The 20,690-nt window shown below is 37.3% G+C and carries 16 protein-coding genes and 1 riboswitch; of the genes, 3 read left to right on the forward strand and 13 right to left on the reverse strand.

All coding sequences use genetic code 11. From position 1 onward, the window contains the following. Positions 1 to 360: 360 nt before the first annotated feature. On the forward strand, positions 361 to 1,713 hold the full coding sequence (locus tag LRP83_RS07930) for an Ig-like domain-containing protein (RefSeq protein ID WP_230496150.1): 1,353 nt from the start codon (positions 361 to 363) through the stop codon (positions 1,711 to 1,713). Between the two features lie 538 nt (positions 1,714 to 2,251). On the opposite strand, the gene mprF is transcribed toward LRP83_RS07930, so the two are convergent. From mprF to LRP83_RS07970, 8 genes are all read right to left on the reverse strand, one after another. Further along, complete coding sequence (mprF, locus tag LRP83_RS07935; protein ID WP_230496151.1) at positions 2,252 to 4,801, reverse strand: bifunctional lysylphosphatidylglycerol flippase/synthetase MprF; 2,550 nt, start codon at positions 4,799 to 4,801, stop codon at positions 2,252 to 2,254. A gap of 198 nt (positions 4,802 to 4,999) precedes the next feature. Then, a complete protein-coding gene (locus tag LRP83_RS07940) occupies positions 5,000 to 5,203 on the reverse strand; it encodes a twin-arginine translocase TatA/TatE family subunit (RefSeq protein ID WP_230496152.1) in 204 nt (67 codons plus the stop codon). Positions 5,204 to 5,371: 168 nt separating this feature from the next. Next, complete coding sequence (locus tag LRP83_RS07945; RefSeq protein WP_230496153.1) at positions 5,372 to 6,256, reverse strand: DMT family transporter; 885 nt, start codon at positions 6,254 to 6,256, stop codon at positions 5,372 to 5,374. 129 nt (positions 6,257 to 6,385) lie between these two features. Beyond that, on the reverse strand, positions 6,386 to 7,129 hold the full coding sequence (locus LRP83_RS07950) for an amino acid ABC transporter ATP-binding protein (RefSeq protein WP_230496154.1): 744 nt from the start codon (positions 7,127 to 7,129) through the stop codon (positions 6,386 to 6,388). Between the two features lie 20 nt (positions 7,130 to 7,149). Then, a complete protein-coding gene (locus LRP83_RS07955) occupies positions 7,150 to 7,893 on the reverse strand; it encodes an amino acid ABC transporter permease (protein ID WP_230496155.1) in 744 nt (247 codons plus the stop codon). Positions 7,894 to 7,956: 63 nt separating this feature from the next. Further along, positions 7,957 to 8,793 (reverse strand): transporter substrate-binding domain-containing protein, encoded by an 837-nt coding sequence (locus LRP83_RS07960; protein WP_230496156.1) that lies wholly within the window; start codon positions 8,791 to 8,793, stop codon positions 7,957 to 7,959. A gap of 111 nt (positions 8,794 to 8,904) precedes the next feature. Continuing rightward, positions 8,905 to 9,086, reverse strand: a riboswitch (Lysine riboswitch). A 267-nt stretch (positions 9,087 to 9,353) separates the two neighbouring features. Continuing rightward, positions 9,354 to 10,505: a YgeY family selenium metabolism-linked hydrolase gene (locus LRP83_RS07965; protein ID WP_230496157.1), complete on the reverse strand. Its 1,152-nt coding sequence runs from the start codon at positions 10,503 to 10,505 to the stop codon at positions 9,354 to 9,356. Then, entirely contained in the window at positions 10,498 to 11,577 is a 1,080-nt protein-coding gene (locus LRP83_RS07970) for a diaminopropionate ammonia-lyase (RefSeq protein ID WP_230496158.1), read from the reverse strand. The genes LRP83_RS07965 and LRP83_RS07970 overlap by 8 nt, the downstream gene beginning before the upstream one ends. 171 nt (positions 11,578 to 11,748) lie before the next feature. On the opposite strand from LRP83_RS07970, the gene LRP83_RS07975 reads away from it, so the two are divergent. After that, positions 11,749 to 12,681: an AraC family transcriptional regulator gene (locus LRP83_RS07975; protein WP_230496159.1), complete on the forward strand. Its 933-nt coding sequence runs from the start codon at positions 11,749 to 11,751 to the stop codon at positions 12,679 to 12,681. Positions 12,682 to 12,709: 28 nt separating this feature from the next. Here LRP83_RS07975 and LRP83_RS07980 read toward each other — a convergent pair whose 3' ends face one another. The 4 genes from LRP83_RS07980 to LRP83_RS07995 all read right to left on the reverse strand — a co-directional run bounded on the left by LRP83_RS07980 (position 12,710) and on the right by LRP83_RS07995 (position 17,697). Beyond that, on the reverse strand, positions 12,710 to 13,204 hold the full coding sequence (locus tag LRP83_RS07980; RefSeq protein WP_290369513.1) for a LysR substrate-binding domain-containing protein: 495 nt from the start codon (positions 13,202 to 13,204) through the stop codon (positions 12,710 to 12,712). A 20-nt stretch (positions 13,205 to 13,224) separates the two neighbouring features. Continuing rightward, positions 13,225 to 14,055: a hypothetical protein gene (locus LRP83_RS07985; protein WP_230496161.1), complete on the reverse strand. Its 831-nt coding sequence runs from the start codon at positions 14,053 to 14,055 to the stop codon at positions 13,225 to 13,227. Positions 14,056 to 14,669: 614 nt separating this feature from the next. Further along, positions 14,670 to 16,019: an MFS transporter gene (locus tag LRP83_RS07990; protein WP_230496162.1), complete on the reverse strand. Its 1,350-nt coding sequence runs from the start codon at positions 16,017 to 16,019 to the stop codon at positions 14,670 to 14,672. 244 nt (positions 16,020 to 16,263) lie between these two features. Continuing rightward, the gene (locus LRP83_RS07995; RefSeq protein WP_230496163.1) at positions 16,264 to 17,697 is read right to left on the reverse strand and encodes a purine-cytosine permease family protein; all 1,434 of its coding nucleotides are present in this window, start codon (positions 17,695 to 17,697) and stop codon (positions 16,264 to 16,266) included. A 522-nt stretch (positions 17,698 to 18,219) separates the two neighbouring features. On the opposite strand from LRP83_RS07995, the gene LRP83_RS08000 reads away from it, so the two are divergent. Further along, positions 18,220 to 19,329 (forward strand): plasmid pRiA4b ORF-3 family protein, encoded by a 1,110-nt coding sequence (locus tag LRP83_RS08000; RefSeq protein ID WP_230496164.1) that lies wholly within the window; start codon positions 18,220 to 18,222, stop codon positions 19,327 to 19,329. Positions 19,330 to 19,529: 200 nt separating this feature from the next. On the opposite strand, the gene LRP83_RS08005 is transcribed toward LRP83_RS08000, so the two are convergent. After that, the gene (locus LRP83_RS08005) at positions 19,530 to 20,444 is read right to left on the reverse strand and encodes a hypothetical protein (RefSeq protein ID WP_230496165.1); all 915 of its coding nucleotides are present in this window, start codon (positions 20,442 to 20,444) and stop codon (positions 19,530 to 19,532) included. Positions 20,445 to 20,690: the final 246 nt, after the last annotated feature.

The following is a 20,690-nucleotide window of genomic DNA, read 5'->3' on the forward strand; positions in this document are numbered from 1 at the left end:
GCTTGATTCGGAAAGCTTATGCTAGGAAAAATAAAAACCTGTCCGAATGAAGCCCTGATTCGGACCTCTTATGCTAGGAAAAATAAAAACCTGTCCGAATGAGGGCTTGATTCGGACAGGTCAAGGTAGAAATAAACCAAGTTAAGAAGTTAAAACTAAAAGATATCAATTTTAGATATGATTCCCAGTGGTCTCAGACAGGTTATTTGTCCCAGCATTGTTTACTGGGACAAGGTACCTGTCCCCTTGTCCCCTCCAGAAAATTTCCATCCCCCCTAGATACAATTAGAAAGGGACGCTAATATAGTATTAGAGTGCTATTTTCCAAGTATTAGTTAACATAAATGGAGGAGGTTTATCGTGAAATTTTTAAGTCGGTTATTGATTCTATTGTTGTTTCTTCAGTGTTTCAGTTTGAATGGTTTGGCTTCTACTTTTACCTGGGGACCTACGAAACAGGCAAACTATGATACTTCTGTACCAGGGACGGGTATATTTTGGTCTGATCCGCTTGGCCAAGGGGGAATGAACCTGGCAACCGGAAAGATGACGACAGGGAAGGATGGTGATATTGCTTTTTCCCTCGATGGAAGCGATCTTGGGGCAACTCTGATTAAGGACCTTGGCGAGGTGGATTTTAACAGTGTCGATGGGAACCAGAACATCGGTATCCTCACAATGGTAGATGCCATACCTGGTCATGTCTACTTGATAAAGCGAGCAAACTCAACGATGGTTAAATTGAAAATCATTCAACAGGAAAACTCATTAATCTCTATTGAATATGCCCTGCAAGGAGTGCCGAAGCCCGTTCCATTAACCTTATCTTCCATAAAGATGGCAAATGGTCTTCAATACAGTCCTTCTCCGGTTACGTTGAAAATTATTGCAACTTATAGCAATAAGACTAACCAAGTGGTTAAAGACGCCATTACATGGAAATCAAATAACCCCAATGTAGCAAAGGTTACTTCAAAGGGTGTGGTTACTTTTACCAGCAAACCTGGAAAAGTGACCATTACGGCTACTTATCAAGGGAAAACAACTAGTGTCTCCACCACGGTTGGAAATGTCGTAAAGTCACTAACCACCTCGACGAAGCTAACTTATCAAACTAAGCCCGTTCCGATTGCTCTAACCGCTACCTATGCGGATGGAAAAAAGAAGGCCATTAAATCCGGTGTGGTGTGGAAATCAAGTGATACGAAAGTAGCTAAAGTCAGCTCCACTGGTGTCGTTACCTTTACTGGACAGAATGGAAACGTGACGATCACAGCTACTTACCAAGGTAGAACAGTAAGTTTGAAAACCACCGTAGCATTAAAGCAAGATCCGACCAAACAGTTTGCGAGCCTTCTAGGGAAATGGAAACTATGGATTCCTGGCGCCATGCTTGAATATTTTTATAAAGACACAGGAAAATATGCAGGAATTGTATACACACCAGGTGCATCCAACGGAACATTGACCATCAATAAGGACGGTACGTACCAGCTGAATGATAAAAAAGGTAAATGGAGAGCTGCTAGTAAGGGGGAAGTCTTTAACCATCCCAATTCCATTATCCTTACAAAAGCCTCACAGGATGGCCATGACATGGCGGTTACGGCACACGACAGCAAAAAAGGGTACATCAAATTAATGTGGGATAGTAAAGGTAAATATACTGATGGCTCGAAGATTTGGATTTATTCATCGGAAGGATATAAATAAACTCTGAGTATACAAATAGGACTATAAAAAGGAAGCTAAAGACCTATTTCATACAGGTTTTTGGCTTCTTTTATTATCTGTTTATTAATGCTAACCTGCTGATGTTGGGGAATTGTGTGTTGAAAGTAGATAATTCCCTTAAAACGGTCGATATTTCTGGGATAACCGTTGATAAATTGGCAAAAATGGTTGATACTCACGGATTGGTTAAATTCAGTAATAAGTGAAATTCAATATTTTGTGGTTATCAACCTGCTTTTGGCTTTTATCAACCGTTTTTGGATTCTTATCAACCAATTCTTGCAGTTTTTCAACCGTTTTGCTTTAAATATCGACTTTCGACATACAATTCACTCCAAAAATTCCCGAGTGACGATTCAAAGCAGCTAGAAAACCATAATTTTTAATAAAAACCCCACTTTTCCAGCAGTCTCTCGGACAGGCTATTTGTACAAGCCTTGTTTTCTAACCTACCTGAGTAATATCAAATGAAAAATCGGGACAAGGTACCTGTCCCCTTGTCCCTATCCCCTTGTCCCTATTTCTTCTTCTTTCTACTTATCAATAATGCTAGCTGAAGCATTGTGATTGGTAGTGACTGCCTACCTCGTACTGCCAGATATTTAGGTTCCCATTTACTGGTGAATTTTTCTTTATACTTACGTACGCCTTCAAATGCATAGAAACGGTGACCATATTGGTAAATTTTCGAGGCGATTCTTTCATCAAGGAAGGCACGATTATTATTCCCTACGTTCGAGAGAGGTGCCATTCCAAGATTAAACCATTTATACTGATGCTCCTTTGCATATTCTATTAGAGATAGAAAAATCATATCCATCGTTCCATTAGGAATCTCTCTTCTATGCCTCATCAAGTCGATGGAAAACGTTTCATTATCATCATAAGTTGGCATAAAAGTGGCAAAGGCAATAATTTCATTTTCCTTACTTTTTAAAACCGCCACGGGAGCTTTTTGAATATAAGACATGTCAAAAAAACCAAGAGAAAACCCTTTCTCTTTTCGATAACCTAACCAATCTTTAGAAACAATTTCTAATTCCTTTAGGAATGGTTCTTGAAATGGTGGATAAACGACTGAGAAAATATAACCTTCCCGTTCAAATTTATTTTTAACAGCTCGCAAGCCTGCTCTCTTTTTCCCACTCAAGGTAAACTCTTCTAAATGAATATATGCCTCTTCACCAAGTTTAAAAAACTGATATCCATTTTCATGATAAAATGGGAGCATTTCCTTGTTTACTTGATAAAATATAGGGTTCAATCCACGTAAATCAGCGTAGCTATGAAGTTCATTCATGGCTTGTTGATAGGATTTGGAGCTTCCAATCGGGTCTCCCAATACGACCAATTTGTCCGAAATGACAGCATACATCATAAAGACTTGTTGATCATTTGACCAAAAGAACTTTTTATCGTTAAGAAAGGCTAAATGAGTTAATACATTCCCAGTATGATTCTCTAAAAATGTTTCAATGCTAAGATGATTTTCTTCTTCTCGCGTTTTTCTTTTAAAAGCTAGCATTTTAAATCCAATTGCATTAAACAATAATGCTAAAATTAGTCCAAGAGTCCCCGTCATGACTAACTCATTAGGCTGTTTAATCAATAGGTCTTTCAGCTTACCGGGTAAACGGAACCTTTCAAAAGGTTGATCAAAATATCCGATAGAAACATAGGTAATGATGGAGCCGATAGTTAGGGCACCCATCGTCATAAAGGCTGTCCAGGATAAAGGGGAGTATATTCGGTAAAAATGCCTTTTCGACAATCGTAACAATCCCGTGATACCTAGTAAAAATAGAGCCTCTTCAAAATCGAACCCTTTTGAAAAAGTGAACAAGGCACCCGCCAGTAGAATCACATAGGTCAAGATATATGCATCCTTTACTTTCAAAAAAATGCTCCTAGAAAGTAAAAGAAGGGAAATCCCCGCCGTAACCGATAGCTGGTGTGAAAGATTTAATATCGGATAGGATAATAACCTTTCAGCAAACGTGATCCTTTCCAAAGTCCCTGGCAGTGAGGCAGACAATAATAGAAGCACACCGCTCATAAATACTAGTAAAGCAAGGGCCAAGTGACTTAGATTTGAGATTAGAAACTCTGGAATCGGTAGTATGGCACGCAGCTGCTTGTAATACTTATTGTTGGCCATTACGGACCGCGTATGTGAAACGACTTCTGTTGAGGCAAACACTAAACCAAGAATGAATGGAACAATATAGTAAAATAAACGGTAAAATAAGACAATGACAATAATATGATTATCTTCAACCCCGTAATTGGCCATTCCAACAATCACCATTAAATCAAATGAGCCTAAACCACCTGGAACTAGACTGATAACACCAGCAATGGCACCCGCTACAAAAATAGCTAGCATGACTGGGAAAGAGATATGATTACCCAACAGTCGTGCAACTCCCCATAAAACAATGGCAGCGCTTAACCATTCGATAACAGAAATAACTAGAATGAATAGAAGATTTTTTATACGAGACGACTTTTTCTTACTGATTAATAGATAGAACAGATAAAGGGGGATATAAGCAGCCATTCCCCAAACACCAAAACGAAGCCACTGGTGTTTTTCAAAGATAAATTCAAGTGGGACAAGTGATAAAATGGGAAGCCAAGCTAATATGGAAAGTCCAGACAGCATAAGTGGGGTAACCCACAAGATAGATGACATCAACTGATCACCATCTACATCTGAGTGTCTTTTGTACAACATCCCTCTCAAACTAGCTCCCGCTAATCCACCGAATCCGAGAACGTTATTAAACGAATTAGCTATCCAAGAAATTTTGGCGATTTTGAAAAGCGATAATCTAATATTTAGCAATTTGATTAATAAAAAGTCATAGAACAATAGAGAAGAAAAGGCCAAAATCCCTAAGACAACCATTAAAAAAATGTGCATCAAGGAATAGGACTGTAGCTCAACTAAAAGAGTGGATGGATCTATATTCTTTAATTCTTTTTTACCCTCAAAGAAAATAACAATTAACAAAATAACAGGCAATATAAGCTTAACAACTTTTACTATTTGAACACGTAGCATAAATAGTTTCTCCTAGAAAAAAATCTACAAACTCTTACTATTTATATCACAAATACCGATAGGTGTCAGGTAGCGAAAAAAGGAAATGGACCCGCAAACAGTGGATTATATAAATAAAGGGAAGAAGTGTCCGCCATTTTTAATGAACTTAGAAGAATATCGAAAAGGCACCCAAATGGATGCCTCTTTTCTCTATCATTATTTATTTTCTTGTTTGTCTACGGTTACTTCTTCTTTCATCTCTTTCAAAATACTTTCCTGTATACCCTCACTTGCCCTTTTAAATTCACGTAAAGATTTTCCAACAGCTTTTCCCATTTCTGGTAGCCGGTTTGGCCCAAACACGATTAATGCGACAATTAGAATCAATATCATTCCAGGAGCACCTATATTTGAAAGCATCCTTAAACCCCCTATGTGTTCAGACCTATACACTTTTTCACAAAATTATTATAGCCCTTTTATAGAGAATTTCAATAGGGACAGGGGGACAGGTTGTCCCAGCCTTGTTTACCTAACCTACCTTAGAAAACAAAAATTGGGACATGGTACCTGTCCACTTATCCCCGGTTAATTCATTCGGCTCTTTAGCCTTTTTCGTTGATATGTAGATAGCACTACTCCACCCACTATAAATAGTGATCCTAAAAGTTCTGCTCCCGTTATTGGTTTGTATAACAATATCAATCCCATTAACATGGCTACAAAAGGTTCTAAATTAGATAATATTGAAGCCTTTGAAGCATCGACATGTCTAATGTTGTTATTCCAAATCAATGTTGCTATACCGTGTACAACAACGGCAGTTCCAATCAGAAAAGACCAATCCGATATCTTAGAGCTTATTTGTAAGGGAGTGTCTAGTAAAAAAACAAAGGGAATTGACACGATTAAGCCTACAACATTTGAATATAAAGTAATGGTAAGTGGATCTATTTTATGAGAAAGAAGCCTTGTCATGATAATCATAATGGCGAATGTTATCATCGTTAAAACAATCCATAATAGACCTTTATCGATATGCAAAGAAGATAAATCCCCTTTAGCTACAACAAAATAAATACCTATGATTGCAACAATAGAACCCAGCAACATACGAATGGTTAATTTTTCTTTTAAAAAAATGGCTGCTAAAACGCTCGTTAAAATAGGAGTAGTTGCCAGAATTAATGCAGATGTTGTTGGATCAGCTGTTTGTAATCCTACAAAAAAAGACCATTGGTTGATAAAAACACCAATAATTCCTAGAAACAAAACCGCCAGTAAATTCGATTTATTAATTCGTTTAAAGTGTTTTTTGTATGAGGATAATCCAATTAAAAATAAGACAATAAACAAAAGTCTAAGCGTGGTTAACAGCGCTGGAGAAAAGTCACGGACTAACATCTTTCCAAATACAAAATTGCTTCCCCACACCATTACACAAAATGTTAGCCAAGCATATGCCTTTAACATATTTATCATCCCTCCTACAACAAAATGCTAACTGGGACATGGGGACAGTTAATTGTCCCAGCCTTTTTTTCCAAACCTACCTTAATAAAATCAAATAAAAAGTGGGACAAGGTACAGTCCCCTTGTCCCTTATTGATATTGTCTCAAAGTACGTTTCAAAAATTCCCTAGTACGTTCTTGCGTTGGATTATTGAAGATTTGCTCTGGATGTCCTTCTTCTGCAATAACTCCTTTGTCCATAAAGACAACTCGATCAGATACTTCTTTTGCGAATTCCATTTCGTGTGTGACGATTAACATCGTGAGACCAGATTCTGCGAGTTCCTTCATAACTTTTAGAACTTCTCCTACCATTTCTGGATCAAGAGCGGAAGTTGGCTCATCAAATAACATCACATCCGGTTCCATGGAAAGTGCTCTTGCAATCGCCACTCGTTGCTTTTGGCCACCGGAAAGCTGCTTTGGCTTCGCGTTGATATATTTGTCCATTCCAACAACCTTTAAGTATTTCATGGCTACTTTTTCGGCTTCTTCCTTGGAGCGTTTTAATACTTTTATTTGTCCTACCACACAATTGTTAAGAACATTATGGTTGTTAAATAAGTTGAATTGTTGAAACACCATACCCAAATGCTTTCGGTAGACAGTTGCATCATGCTTGTCATCCAAAATATTTTCGCCGTGATAGATAATTTCCCCACCGCTTGGTTTTTCTAAAAGATTAATACAACGAAGAAGAGTTGATTTACCAGATCCTGAGGAACCGATGATGGAGACTACTTCGCCTTTGTTTACTGAAAAATCAATGTCCTTTAAAACTTCATGGGCTCCAAAGGATTTGTTTAAATGTTGAATATCAATAATCTTTTCCATATTCTCTCCTCCTTCTCCCATTATTTTTGATCCACTTCTAATTGAGTATCGTTTCCGATCATCGTATAGTTGTCAGCGCCATCTAATCTCTTTTCAAGGTATAGCAATATTCTTGTGACAATAAAGGTCATGACAAAATAAATCATACAAGCTACGAAAAATGATTCAAAATATCTAAAGTTATTTCCTGAAATCGACTTTGTAACGAAGTATAATTCTGTAACGGAAATAACATTCAGAACGGATGTATCTTTAATATTAATCACAAATTGATTTCCTGTGGCCGGTAGAATATTTCGAATAACCTGTGGTAAGACAACATTCCACATCGTTTGCACATGATTCATTCCTATAGCATGAGCTGCTTCGAACTGTCCTTTATCAATCGAAACAATCCCACCACGGACAATTTCCGCCATATAAGCTCCTGTATTAATTGATACCACGATAATAGCAGCAACAAAAACATTTATATCTAAACCAAATGCTAACGCAGAACCATAATAAATAACCATCGCCTGTACAATCATCGGCGTTCCACGGAAGAATTCAATATAGATAGACAGGATCACGTTAATCACTTTTAATAATACTTTTTTCACTCCACGTTCAGGTGCCGGAATGGTTCGTATTACTCCTGCTAATAATCCAATAATTGCTCCAAAAATAGTTCCAATAAGAGCAATCACAAGTGTTAAACCAGCACCACGAAGGAACATAGGCCAGTTTTCTGAGATTATTCTAATGACCCACTCAAGACTCATCTTTTATCCTCCTTTACTGTATAAAACCGACTGTAAAATTTTCTACAGCCGGTTCCCTTAATCTTATTGTGCAGCTGGTTGATTCTTAATGGCCGAATCCATAATACTTGTGCGTTCTTCCTCTGAGATACCGGCTAAAGCATCATTGATTTTTTCTGTAAGGTCACTGCCCTTAGCAAGACCGACTGCGATTGCCGTATCATCCTCTGATGTTTCAAATCCTTCTTCAAATTCAACCATTACATAGTTTTCATTTGCTGCTGATGCACTAACTCCTTCAGGACGCTCTGAAACGTATCCATCAATAATACCTGATTCAAGCGCAACCCTCATCGCTGGGAAGTTGTCCATTGCCGTTTTCTTATTTACACCTTCGATTTGATCAATAACTGAATAGTGGAATGTATTTAATTGAGCGGTTACTTTTGCTCCTTTGAAATCTTGGATAGAAGTAGCCCCTTCATATTTGCTGCCTTTTTTGACAACCATAATTAAATTTGATTTATAGTAATTATCCGAAAAATCGATTGTTTCTTTACGTTCTGCTGTCGGTGACATACCAGCGATGATCGCATCAATTTTACCTGACGTTAATGCTGGTACAAGTCCATCCCATTCTGTTTTCACAATCACTAATTCTTTTCCTAAACCTTCTGCCACTTTTTTAGCGATTTCTACATCATAACCGCCTGCATATTCTGCAGAGCCAGCTATTTTAACCGCTCCATTGGAATCATCGTTTTGAGTCCAGTTAAAAGGTGCATACCCAGCCTCAAGACCTACCTTAAATGTCTTATCTTCTGATGATCCAGAAGTAGAACTCTTACTTGTCCCACATCCTGCTAATAAAAGTACGGCTGAAACCAACAAAACTATAACGATCGTAAACTTGTTTTTCATATGTCTCTCCCCCTGTTTGTTTTTTTCTATGGACTTAAAACACAAAAAACGACCTGAGATAAACTCAGGTCGCAGTATGCATAGTAGCCCCAAAGTCCTCTCTTTTATCCCAAATGAGATAGCTCAACTCAATAAACCGGAAAGTTTATTGAGACAGTCCTGTAGCTCTTAACTACAGACCCAGCATGTAATACCGAGAATATTACAAACTTCGGCGACATTTCCTTCTCCTTAGCATCAGTGCTTCTCAAGCTCCACTAAAGACTATTAAATATCGCGCCTCTACCTCACTGTAAAAAGTGAGGTCCTATTAAATTATCTCTCTATACTACAGTATGATGTCGAAATCCGTCAACCTGTTTATTAATGCCATTTCTTTTAAACAACGTGTGATGTTTGAGAGAATAGTAGTTTATGAAAAAAAGAAGTAAAAACCTCATTTACTAATGGTAAGGTTCACCCCACCAATTATATTATTGAAAGGGGAAATTTAACGGGAATACTCACATTATCTATGAAGGACAAAACTCTCCGTCCATTACAGCAAATCAAAAGAAGTTTCACTTTAGCTCATAAATCAACTGACAATAAACCTGACACGCCTCCTCAATTTGTTTAATAGACACGCGCTCATTTGTCATATGTGCAAGTTTATAATCACCAGGGCCAAAGCCAATTGTTGGTATACCCATCGATACAGGTGTGATTGCATTGGTTCCAAAATCCCAAAAATCAAAATTTTCAGGTTCGTGATGATAAACGTTTTGGTATGCTCTTATTAATGCTCTTGAATGTGTATGGTCTTTTTCAATTTTCCAGGGGTTATGCATTGGTTCATACACCAAATTCGCACCAGTCCATGTTGTGTGATGCAATGTCCCGACTTCCCATGAAGCATTTTTACCAGCAATAAGTGCATCCATTTCTTCGGCTACCATCTCTAACGATTCACCTAGTACAAGTCTGCGGTCCAGATAGATGGAACATTCGCTTGGGACAGCATTTAGAGAGGCACTTACACTAGAAATGTCGGATAAAACAATGGTTCCGTGCTTTTCATTTTCCTTATACAACGATTTGTTTAACAGGTCGACTTTGGATATAATTTCTGCCATTTCATAAACGGCATTAACTCCTTTTTCTGGAGCAGATCCATGTGCTGAAACACCGTGCGTGGTTACTCGAATTTGAGCCTTTCCTTTGTGTCCAAGCGTGATAACATTGTTGCTTGGTTCGCAAATGATGCAGTAATTCGGTTTCAAAGACAATTCTTGATACAAATGTTTCAGGTTTTCCCCATCACAATACTCTTCACATACGGTTGCCGTTACATAAACGGTTTTACCTTCAAGATATCCATAATCTCTGGCCAAAGCAGCAGCATATATCGTGGCGCAAAGTGCTGATTTCATGTCAACGCTGCCTCGCCCCCATAGATACCCATCCACTATTTCACCAGAAAAAGGCGGGAATTCCCATTCTTCGGGGTTATGCACCTGAACGGTATCCATATGAGAGTCAAAATGGATCATCACCGGGCCATTCCCAATCCGACCTATAACATTTCCAGTCGAATCTATGAATGCTTCATCAAATTTCAACTTTTGCATTTCTTCCAAAATTAATTTTGCGACCGCTTCCTCTTCATCTGAATAACTTCGTACCTGAACTGCCTTTTGGATAAAATGGATTAGTTCCTCATTACTAAGCACTAAAAATCTCTCCTTCCGTACTGAATAATAATATGATGGAATTTGAATCCAATTGTAACTGCTCTTTTTTATACTGATAAACTGGATTTGTCATGATTTCTTCCAAAAGACCTAATGCAACGGCACCGGATTCGCCTGAGCTGAATGAGACATCATGGCCAATCGGATTTTGGGCACGAGACATGCCTTTGAAGGTAATTTCGTCAGAGCATTTAATGAAGCAATTGGCTTTAGCCTTCAGTAGTGGAAATGTGGATGGATTTGCTTCACCACAGTTCAACCCCGCCATAGCCGTATACGGTTCGCCGCCGATTGATACCATTTTGTTTTGCTTAACAGATTCATATATACACGCAACACTTTCAGCTTCGACGACCCCAATAAACGGTAATTCACCCTGATACCTATGTTGTAAATACCAAACCACACCTCCAGCCAGTGAACCTACACCTGCCTGAATAAAGACATGAGTTGGTTTTTCATGCATTTGGTCCAGAGCTTCTTTCACCATTGTTGAATAACCCAATACAATATCGTTAGGAATCTGAATATAGCCCGGTAATGAAGTATCTTGAACTAAATAAGCATCATTGTCTCTAGCAAATTCAGCTGCATAGCGAACCGTATCGTCGTAATTCATATCGGTGACAATGACCTTGGCATGGTACTGTTCAATAGCCTTCACTCTGCGCTCTTCACTACCTTTGGGCATAAAAATGATGGCCTCATAACCCAATTCGTGCGCTTGCCATGCCAATGCCTTTCCGTGGTTTCCGTCTGTACATGAAACAAAAGTATAAAATCTCCTTGGTTGATTCTTCATAATCTGATTTAGTGCATAACTAACACCTAGTCCTTTAAAAGCGTTCAATCCAAAGCGGGTCGATTCATCCTTTACATAAATTCCTTTTACATGAAGTAGATTGGCTAAAGAACTTAAATAATGAATCGGCGTTTTGCTATAGGATGGCATGGATAAATGGAACCGTTCCACATCAGAGAAATTCTCTGGTAGTTTCTGTTTATTTTCAAAAGGACTTTGATGATTTGATAATAATTGAATGGCATCCAATGGCTAAATTCTTCCTTTCCTAGTTAGTTAGACAATACCCTTGAAGAGAAACACTCTTGATGGTAGAATATTTAAATAATTTCGCTAATTTCATTATATTGACTTTATTTTTTTAAAAATATAATAATATAGGTTAAAAATATCGTAATCTTGACCAAACGGAGGTTCACGATGCAAATATTTGATATTATTCTAGATAAAAATAAAAAAGAAACCACGCAACATGGCTCCTTTGATTTCCCACTAGCTATTTATACAACGCAAATCAGCAAAAATATTTTGGGGTATATTTCATGGCATTGGCATGAAGAATTACAGTTCTGCCTTGTCACTGAAGGGACAGTTGAATTTTATATTAATAACGATATCGTCCATCTATCTAAGGGCGAAGGGATTTTTATCAACGTTGGACAAATGCATCAAGCTAAAAACCGCCTAAAAACGGACGGTTCCTATATCTGCATCGATTTTCATCCCAATCTAATATCTGGGTTCATGGGAAGCATTATCCATACGAAATATGTATCCCCTTTTATCGAATCTGCATCACACCCGTATTGTATTTTTAAAAGTGAACCTGACTGGCAACAAAACATATTAAATCAGCTATTTGAGATTTACTTAGCCCATAATCAACAGGAAGATGGCTATGAATTTCAAATTCAGATTCTGCTCCATCAAATTTGGCAAACACTCGTTAAAAACTTTTTTCTAACTTCATCTCTTTCAGATTCGAATATTTGGAATCCTCGAATCAAGAAAATGATTGAATTTATACACAATCATTACATGAACAACTTTAGATTAGATGAACTTTCGGCTGAAATGAATCTATCAAAAAGTGCGTGTTGTAGAGAGTTTAAGAAATATGTCAAATGCACTATTTTTGAATACCTTTTGGATTATCGCCTAATGAATAGTACAAGTTTGCTGCTTTCGACCAATGACTCTATTACAACTATTGCTTATCAATGTGGCTTTGGAAGTACAAGTTATTTCATCGAAAAATTCAGGAAAAAAAGTGGCATTTCCCCTCTAGTTTATCGCAAAGAAAAATTAAAAAATCGCAGTATTATTCTAGAAACATTACACCCTAAAAGGTAGATACTCTTTACTGATGACTATGTATTTATCATGATAAAAAAGGGATTTCAGCTGAAATATACTTGATAAATTCACGGACTGCAGGTGAAGCTTGTTTCTTCTTTTTTGATATCAATCCTAAATTCCAGGGAAAGACTGGATTATCGATGGGAATTGCCTTAATTAAATCTTGATTAATTTTATTTACAATGGGCTTTGGGCAAATCGCAACCCCTAAATTTTCGCCAATCATTTCACTAATAAAAGCCCACTCAGAAACTTCATAAGCAATTTCCGGGCGAAAACCAGCTCGTAGACATTCTTGAATAATAACATCATGAAAAAGCGGCTGTTTAAATAGAATGAAGGCTTCATTTTGTAGCTCTTTCATTTCAACTTTTTCCTTCTTCGCTAACCAATGGGAATGATGGACGAAGAGCGCCAGTTCACCATTAACAAAGGGAACAACATCATACTCCTTTTCATCCACAGGTAGCATAACTACACCAAAATCTAATATTCCGTCTTTAACATCCTGTTGAATAACACTCTAGACAACATTTTCTATTTATTTTTATTAAGCCAAGTGATAGCAATTAAGTAACCGATAACAGGTGATGTCCCATATCCCATAATTGGCATTGGAAAATTACCAAATAAAGTTACAATCATCGTCATTAAAAAGTAAACTCCTAATGATAAAGAAATGATATTTTTTTTACCGAAAAAAAAGAATGGACTTAATAACAATATAAGAGATAAAACACCTAAAATGAACCAGACATTCCCCAGGTCTGCAACTAAAAAGATAATATGTTCTACATAAGGAACTGGTGCTAAATCATCGAGAAAAACCCACGATACGATACCCAAGGTTGCTGTAAGTGTAATACTTAGTAACTTTATCAGCTTATTACTAATCTTTTTCCACAAGATGATTGCAGTCGCACATGCAAATGCGGTTAATTGCCCTGCATCTGGATGAAATAGCAATATTACTAATGTAATAAAGGATATTCCTATTGCATAGCGTTCACGATTGTTTAATGCTAATTTCCATAAATGAATAATTAATAACGGCAAAATAATACTTGCTATATATAGATTAAATGGTCCAAAGGATAACCATCGATGGACACCATCTAAATCATTAAACCAAAATGGCAAAACTAATAAAGCTATTATAATAAAGGTATAACTAAAATTACCTTTACTACAATTTTCCCCTTTGGTCCTAATTAAAAATACTGAACCCAACAAGGTTCCTAATATCCAGATTATTATGTTTTGAATCCAAATACTCGAAGTCACACCATATGATACCATCGCAAGAGTTCCTATAAAGATAGCAGGTAACATAAGAAAATAAGATATGATTTCTTTAAAATTATTCATGTTTATATGTCCTTTTATATATTTAGTATCCATAAAAATTTTAACACAAAATCATCAACATTTTTATTTCTTCTTAAACAAACCTTCTCCGTTAGTGCAGCAAGCATGTCAATACAAATATGCATAAATATTAGCGTATATACATTTTTTGAGTATAGACTGCTAGTACATACATCCAAAACAAATGTATAGCTAATTAATAAATGCTATCTTGTATTCCTACCTATGTAAAAATTGCAAGTCTTTTAATTGGAAAAAAGTGTCCCATTTTACCAAGCAAAAACTGTGTGATTTCTTTCAAGCGGTCATACTTGGTTTAACTAACCTATTTCAGTAAAATCAGATACAACAATTGGGACTAGGTCCCTTTGTCCCCATATAAGCGGAGAAATATCTCTTAATGACGAAAAAGCACTGAAAATAGCTTAAATAGACGGAAGGATTCCGACTATTAATTTAAAAAACGTCAAAATGGGTCATTTCGCTAAGCTTAAACGGAAAACCTCCGCTTATATCTGCTTCTTAAGCCTCCTCTATACACATTAGTCGGAAATTCTCCGCTTATGATTTCTTGTACCTGGGACATGGGGACAGGTTCCTTATCCCGATGTTTTTTAACTATTATTCTTCTTCTCATACACCGTAATATAGAGCATTCCCGGAACCAACACAACAGCAACAAACACTAATACAATCGCCATTTTACTCATGTTTCCTACGTTCATTCCTGTAGCAAATACCGCACCATAAATACTCGAAGCAAGGATATTCCCGATAAATCTCGATGTCATGAGCAACCCAGACGCAACCCCACTTTCAGAAACACTAACAAAGCTATACAACAAATTTTGCAGTCCAATATTCTGTATCCCATTACTAATCCCCGTAACCGCCAGCACGATGCCAATCCATACTAAAGCAGAATCATCCTTAACGGTAAATAGCAGGATAACCCCCACTAATCCAAGTAACACACCAGTCAATAACGGAATTCGAAATCCTTTCCGCTCTATCCATCTAGTCGCGATAGGTGTCATGATCATGGCAAAAATCGAAAGCGACAGCATCACGATTCCCGCCTTTTGAGAGCTTGCACCTAAAGCACTTTGTATAAATGTTGGGAAGCTTAACAGCACTGCAAAAAATATGACGGTTGATAAAATGTACTGACCAAAAATAAGGGCTACATTTAAGTTTTTCCGGAAGAAATTAACATTGATAAATGGTTCATCCCTTCTTTTCTCATATATGTAGAATATAACCGTTAGTATAATCGCAAGAATCAATATTTCGATTCGAACACCTTGCTCAACTCCAAGTAAAAAGACCATCCAAGAAGTAATAAAAAGACTAAATAAAATAATTCCAAGTCCATCCAACTTATAGGATATAGCCGTATTTTTCTTATCTTTCGGGATAAACAACAACGTTAATCCAATTCCAATTGCTAATATCGGCAAGTTCACATAAAAAATAATCGGCCATCCACCGAACTGAATAAGCATTCCACCTATAGTTGGTCCGAATGCCGCAGACGTTGTTGCAAAAACAGCTAATGTCCCAATCACACGGTTTTGATTGTGCTCAATCGTATTACGAATAATCCCAATTCCAGCTGGAAAGAGTGCCGATGTACCAATTGCTTGGATTCCACGCATCGAAAGTAACACAGGCATATTCGGAGATAACGGTGCCAAAAGGGATGATACCACCACAAGCACAAGACCTATTAAAAAAATTAATTTTCTTCCATAAATATCACTCAATTTTCCAATCAACGGCGTAAAGATCGCACTAATAATAAAATATGAAGCAATAAGCCATGAAATATTTGTTGAGCTCAGTTGAAAATCCTTTTGAATTGCTGGTAAAGCTACTGTAATCATCGTTGTATTTAATGGATTAAGGATTATGCCCAATGCCACAGCAAGTATGATAAATTTTTCTTTTTTTTCCACGGTCATTCCGATGTCTCCTCTAGAAGGTACTATTCCTTAATTTTAGCATAACAAAATCCTAAGCAGTCCAAAATTTAAGACGCATGGACAAATGTCCCTGCGTCCGTTAAAAACCGCATCTATTTACGGTACGGTTCATCGTACTATCCTAAGGTGCAGTTTCTCTCTTTTTTAGTTTCCGAACATCAAAAGGTCCTGATTAGCGTTTCAGGACCATTGAATAAACATGTATTATTTACAATTATTTAAATTAATCAAGCGGTATCTCTTTTGGGTTTACTGACATTTTTCTCTCTTTTTCTTTTTTTCGTTGTACGCTTAATACTTTAGATTCATTGCTGTAGTATCTCCCCTTCGTATAGATTGCTACTACAACTGTAAGGAGCGATGCTAATACGGCGGCAAAGAACGTGGCTGTATATTGTAGAAACGTTCCCATATACCCTAAGGCAGCAATCGTTCCAAGAACACTTGAGATAATTAATGGTGCAACCCCAACGGGATTCCATTTATATAATTTTTCTTGTCTGGCTTCATATTTCTTCGGTCCAATTTTCAACAGTTTCTTCACGACTAATGCATCTGTAACTAAAATAGTAGCCCATGCCATTAAGAGAACCCCTTGGAATGTCATTGCACTACCTAAATAATCTAATATACCGCCAAGCATTAGTACGATTGATAAGACGCCTGAGACTACAACCCAGAAGCAACGATTGGGTTTGAAATGAAATACATTCTCAAAAAAATTGGACAACGATAGGGAAGCACTATAAATATTCGTAACGTTAATACGTAATTGTGTTAACATCGTAAAAAGGACTCCGCCTAGTCCAAGAATTGTGACAATATATACCCCCGGATTCGCTTCAGCAAACCGGACACCAAACCATATTCCAAGTAAGCCCATGACACCAAAACAGAAAATTTGTGGAATAAATCCGATCATAATCGATCCTAATTTAATATCTTTTGGTTTAAGGAAACGCGCATAATCTGACGCAATTAGGGCGGTTAATCCCATAATCCCGTGCTGCATTCCGATACATAATAGTAAAGCTGTTCCACCTATTTGTACACCCTCTGGCATATAGCTCCAAAAGTGCCCATCAAATTGTGAAGGTATATTAGCTGCGACAATGATGATGGCAATTAAAAATATAAAGAAGATTGGTAATGACCATTTTTGTAATTTATCCAATTGTTTAATACCAAACCAATTCAGTGGGATGACAATGGATCCAAAAACAATAATTAGAAGCCATAGTGGAATTTGGGGGAAAAATGCATGTACTGCTGAAACGAGAATCATCCCTTCAAAGGCACAATACATGATGAAATTCGATGCGTATATTAATGAAGTTAACGAAGCACCAATATACCCAAACCCTTGTCTAGACATAAGGTTTACGTTCATTCCTGACTTCGCGGATAAATAGGCAATCACTGTACCTAACACTCCAGCAATCACGATGGCATAAATCGCTGAAATAATAGCGTTCGCCGCGCCATACTGAAGGGCCATCACACTACCTGTTTGAAAATAAAAAATCGCAGTGGCAATACCAAACGTGATGTTGGTTACACTAAACCAACCCATATTCCGTTTTTCTTCCGGAACCTGTTCAAATGAATAATCGTCTTTTTCTTCTTCTTGGAGACCTTTTGTTTGATCTGCAATCATGCAATCATCCTTTCATGATGCTCCTCACATCCTGCCCCCTTTCTGCGTTTTATTTTTCACATTCAATCCACACCCCGTACAAGATTGAATGCTTGTTTTGGGTAAAACAGAATGTGTAAGTTTGAGCAATGTTTTTATTAAGAAAAACGAAAAAAGTATTCACCTTTGTAAACTTTATTTGCCTACAATAGTTATATTATACACATAGTTAGTTTACATAATCAAGGTTCAGTGAAAAAACAGCCATGAAAAAGCCTTTAAAAAGAGGATTTAACCTCGATTGAAATACATTCATCTCATGCATTATTGTGAATAAATATACTAGAAGTACATGATGTTCAGGGACAAGAGGACAGGTTCCTTGTCCCCGAACTATAAGAGTTGGATTATATGTAAACTATAGAACAGAAACAGACTGGGACAATATACCTGTCCCCTTGTTCCGAAGCCATAGCTTCGAACAAATGATTATTGTACAATGAACTATAGCCTTATCAAGCATCATATACAGGGAGAATTAATATGCTAATTCAATGTACAAAGAAGCTATTATCAGAATTAAAAGTAGAGCCAGCACGTTCTTCTGAAATTGATGAACGGTTTTCTTGGCATGCGAATCTGTTAACCTTGAATCGAAGAAAAACAGTAGTGCTAATGAATGATAGCAGTCGCTACATCATTGTCCTTCACGGACTAAAAGCAAAGGATATAAAAAGGATAGATGAAATCATCATTCAAGCAATAAGGGAAACATTCCGGGAAGAGGGTATCAAGGATGAGGTGATTGAGACTTACCTATCTAAGTCTAAGGAAATCTCTTTTACGACAACTAAGAATCGTTCATATGTAGCACGGTTAAATAAAGCATGTGATCCTGTTTATTTATATGAAGGAGAATTAAACCAACAGTCTCTCAATCAGATTGCTTTAAATAAAAACGCTAGTCGCTTGTATGTCGGCCATGGAACGAAAGATTATATAAAGCCTAATCAAGCTTTATATCAAGATTTGGAAAACCTAACTAGAGGCCCTATTTTTCAATCAGACGCTTTTCTTCTTCATATAAAATTGAATATGGAAATTCATTCAATTTGGCGAAGAGCCATTGTTCCAAAGCAGATCACGTTTCCGGAGTTACATGAAACGATACAAATTATGTTTGGATGGCAGGACTACCACCTTCACGATTTCACTATTTTCGCAAGTAGTCCTTCTAGTCTCAATAAAAGGAAGCGAATGGATGACCGTCAACCTATTGTCAACTTAGTTTGCGATACAGAGGCCCTTAATTATGAAGGCGAAATCTCAATGAAACTCGAAACAGATGAGAAGCTTCTTGACTACCTCCCCGTGGAGATTCTGTATACCTATGACTTTGGAGATAGCTGGGAGCACGAGATTTCGCTGGAGAAGGTGATAGACAATTATGAATGGAACTATCCAGTTTGCCTAGAAGGTGAAGGAAACACTCCTCCAGAAGATGTCGGCGGTGAGCCCGGATTTCAAAATTTCCTTTCGATTCTGGAAGACCCGAACCATCCTGATCATGAGTTTATGAAAGATTGGGGAAAAAGACAGGGCTACCAGAAATTTGATATAGAGATGATAAATCGAAGGCTTAAGTATATGTGAACATCCAGGAACCCCCTTAATGTCGAAATATTGATACCTTTGTTAAAAAATTGACTTACATAAAAATAGAGGGTGTCTCAAAATGTTTTTGAGTCTCCCTCTTCTTTTGTCCACATGATCAAGTTTAATCCAGATTTAGTAGCACTTCATACGCCTCATCTACTGATATTCCCCCGCAACAATAAAATTGTTTTTCTGTTTTATTTAGTAAGAGCTTGATTCAATTCGCTTCTAATTCCATTAAAATGTTTGGTTAGATAAGGCGAAACATGACCAATTTCGGATACAGCTTCAAGCAGCGCAAAGGTGTGCCCACCCCATGGACCCTTTGGATCAAATACTTTCCTCCCAATTTTTATGCCTGTTGCTTCGACATGGCCCTCAAGTAGTTGCATGCCTTCACGAAGTAGGTCGGTTGGTAGCGGCTTTTTCCTACGACGTGACCATTCCACCAAGTAGGACATACCCCGTAGTATATCGTATTCAAAAAACCTTGGAAAACAAGGCTTTAGCCATTCCTTATCGATGATGTCACCCGTTTGTTTAGAACGTACCAGACGATGTTCAATCAAATAACGTGCGCCTTCATCCAAGAAAAAAGCTTCCTTCTCAGTGAATTCACGTTTCGTATGCCACAGAATAGCCTCAAGCGGAGGTAGTGTCGAAATGATTGAACTCTTATTAGAATGAGTATAAGCATCGGGCTCGCAGTTCAACCCACCATCGGATAGCTGATGTTTTAAAAACCACTCTCGAATCCAAAGCAGGTCCTTGTCCAAATCACATCCATAATCCATCAAAATCATATAGAATACAGCAAGCTCACAGTGGCAGCAATCCATCTTTTTCTTATCGATTTCAGTTGTTGGATGATCATCGGCGGATTTAATGAAGATAGGCCAGGTTTGAGCTTCAAGTATAAATTTAGCTTTCGTAATAGCTGATTCAGGAATTTGTTTTACTTCCCCCATCTCATAAAGAGCTGCCATATGCCACCAGAGTCCATCCCATTTTCTACGGCTATTTCCGATTCGTTCAATGGCCAAATCCGGATAAGATTCAAGGAATTTAATAGAGTCTTCAATAGCATGTTGAATCATTTTATCAGTTTCCACTTCGATAACCTCCATACCATATGTATACCTAAACAAATAGATTGATAGTTGTATTTTTAACGACCGCTGTGAAGTAACAAGAGAAATACGTTTCCTTCATAAGTATACTGAGCAATACGCAATAAAACTAGATAATTATGGAAAATAACCCCTGAATTCATTTGATCCATTTAATCCCCCTTACAATTAACTAAACAGTTTTGTGACAAACATAGAAGAAAAAAGCTAAATAGAACGTTATAATGA

It is taken from the genome of Pseudoneobacillus rhizosphaerae (assembly GCF_917563885.1).
GTDB lineage: Bacteria > Bacillota > Bacilli > Bacillales > Cytobacillaceae > Pseudoneobacillus > Pseudoneobacillus rhizosphaerae.

Bases quoted from the DNA above. Each gene is read 5' to 3' on its own strand.
- LRP83_RS07975 (WP_230496159.1), top strand. From the start codon at position 11,749: ATGCAAATATTTGATATTATTCTAGATAAAAATAAAAAAGAAACCACG.
- LRP83_RS07950 (WP_230496154.1), bottom strand. From the start codon at position 7,129: ATGGAAAAGATTATTGATATTCAACATTTAAACAAATCCTTTGGAGCC.
- mprF (WP_230496151.1), bottom strand. From the start codon at position 4,801: ATGCTACGTGTTCAAATAGTAAAAGTTGTTAAGCTTATATTGCCTGTT.
- LRP83_RS08000 (WP_230496164.1), top strand. From the start codon at position 18,220: ATGCTAATTCAATGTACAAAGAAGCTATTATCAGAATTAAAAGTAGAG.
- LRP83_RS07985 (WP_230496161.1), bottom strand. From the start codon at position 14,055: ATGAATAATTTTAAAGAAATCATATCTTATTTTCTTATGTTACCTGCT.
- LRP83_RS07995 (WP_230496163.1), bottom strand. From the start codon at position 17,697: ATGATTGCAGATCAAACAAAAGGTCTCCAAGAAGAAGAAAAAGACGAT.
- LRP83_RS07960 (WP_230496156.1), bottom strand. From the start codon at position 8,793: ATGAAAAACAAGTTTACGATCGTTATAGTTTTGTTGGTTTCAGCCGTA.
- LRP83_RS07945 (WP_230496153.1), bottom strand. From the start codon at position 6,256: ATGTTAAAGGCATATGCTTGGCTAACATTTTGTGTAATGGTGTGGGGA.
- LRP83_RS07990 (WP_230496162.1), bottom strand. From the start codon at position 16,019: ATGACCGTGGAAAAAAAAGAAAAATTTATCATACTTGCTGTGGCATTG.
- LRP83_RS07955 (WP_230496155.1), bottom strand. From the start codon at position 7,893: ATGAGTCTTGAGTGGGTCATTAGAATAATCTCAGAAAACTGGCCTATG.
- LRP83_RS07940 (WP_230496152.1), bottom strand. From the start codon at position 5,203: ATGCTTTCAAATATAGGTGCTCCTGGAATGATATTGATTCTAATTGTC.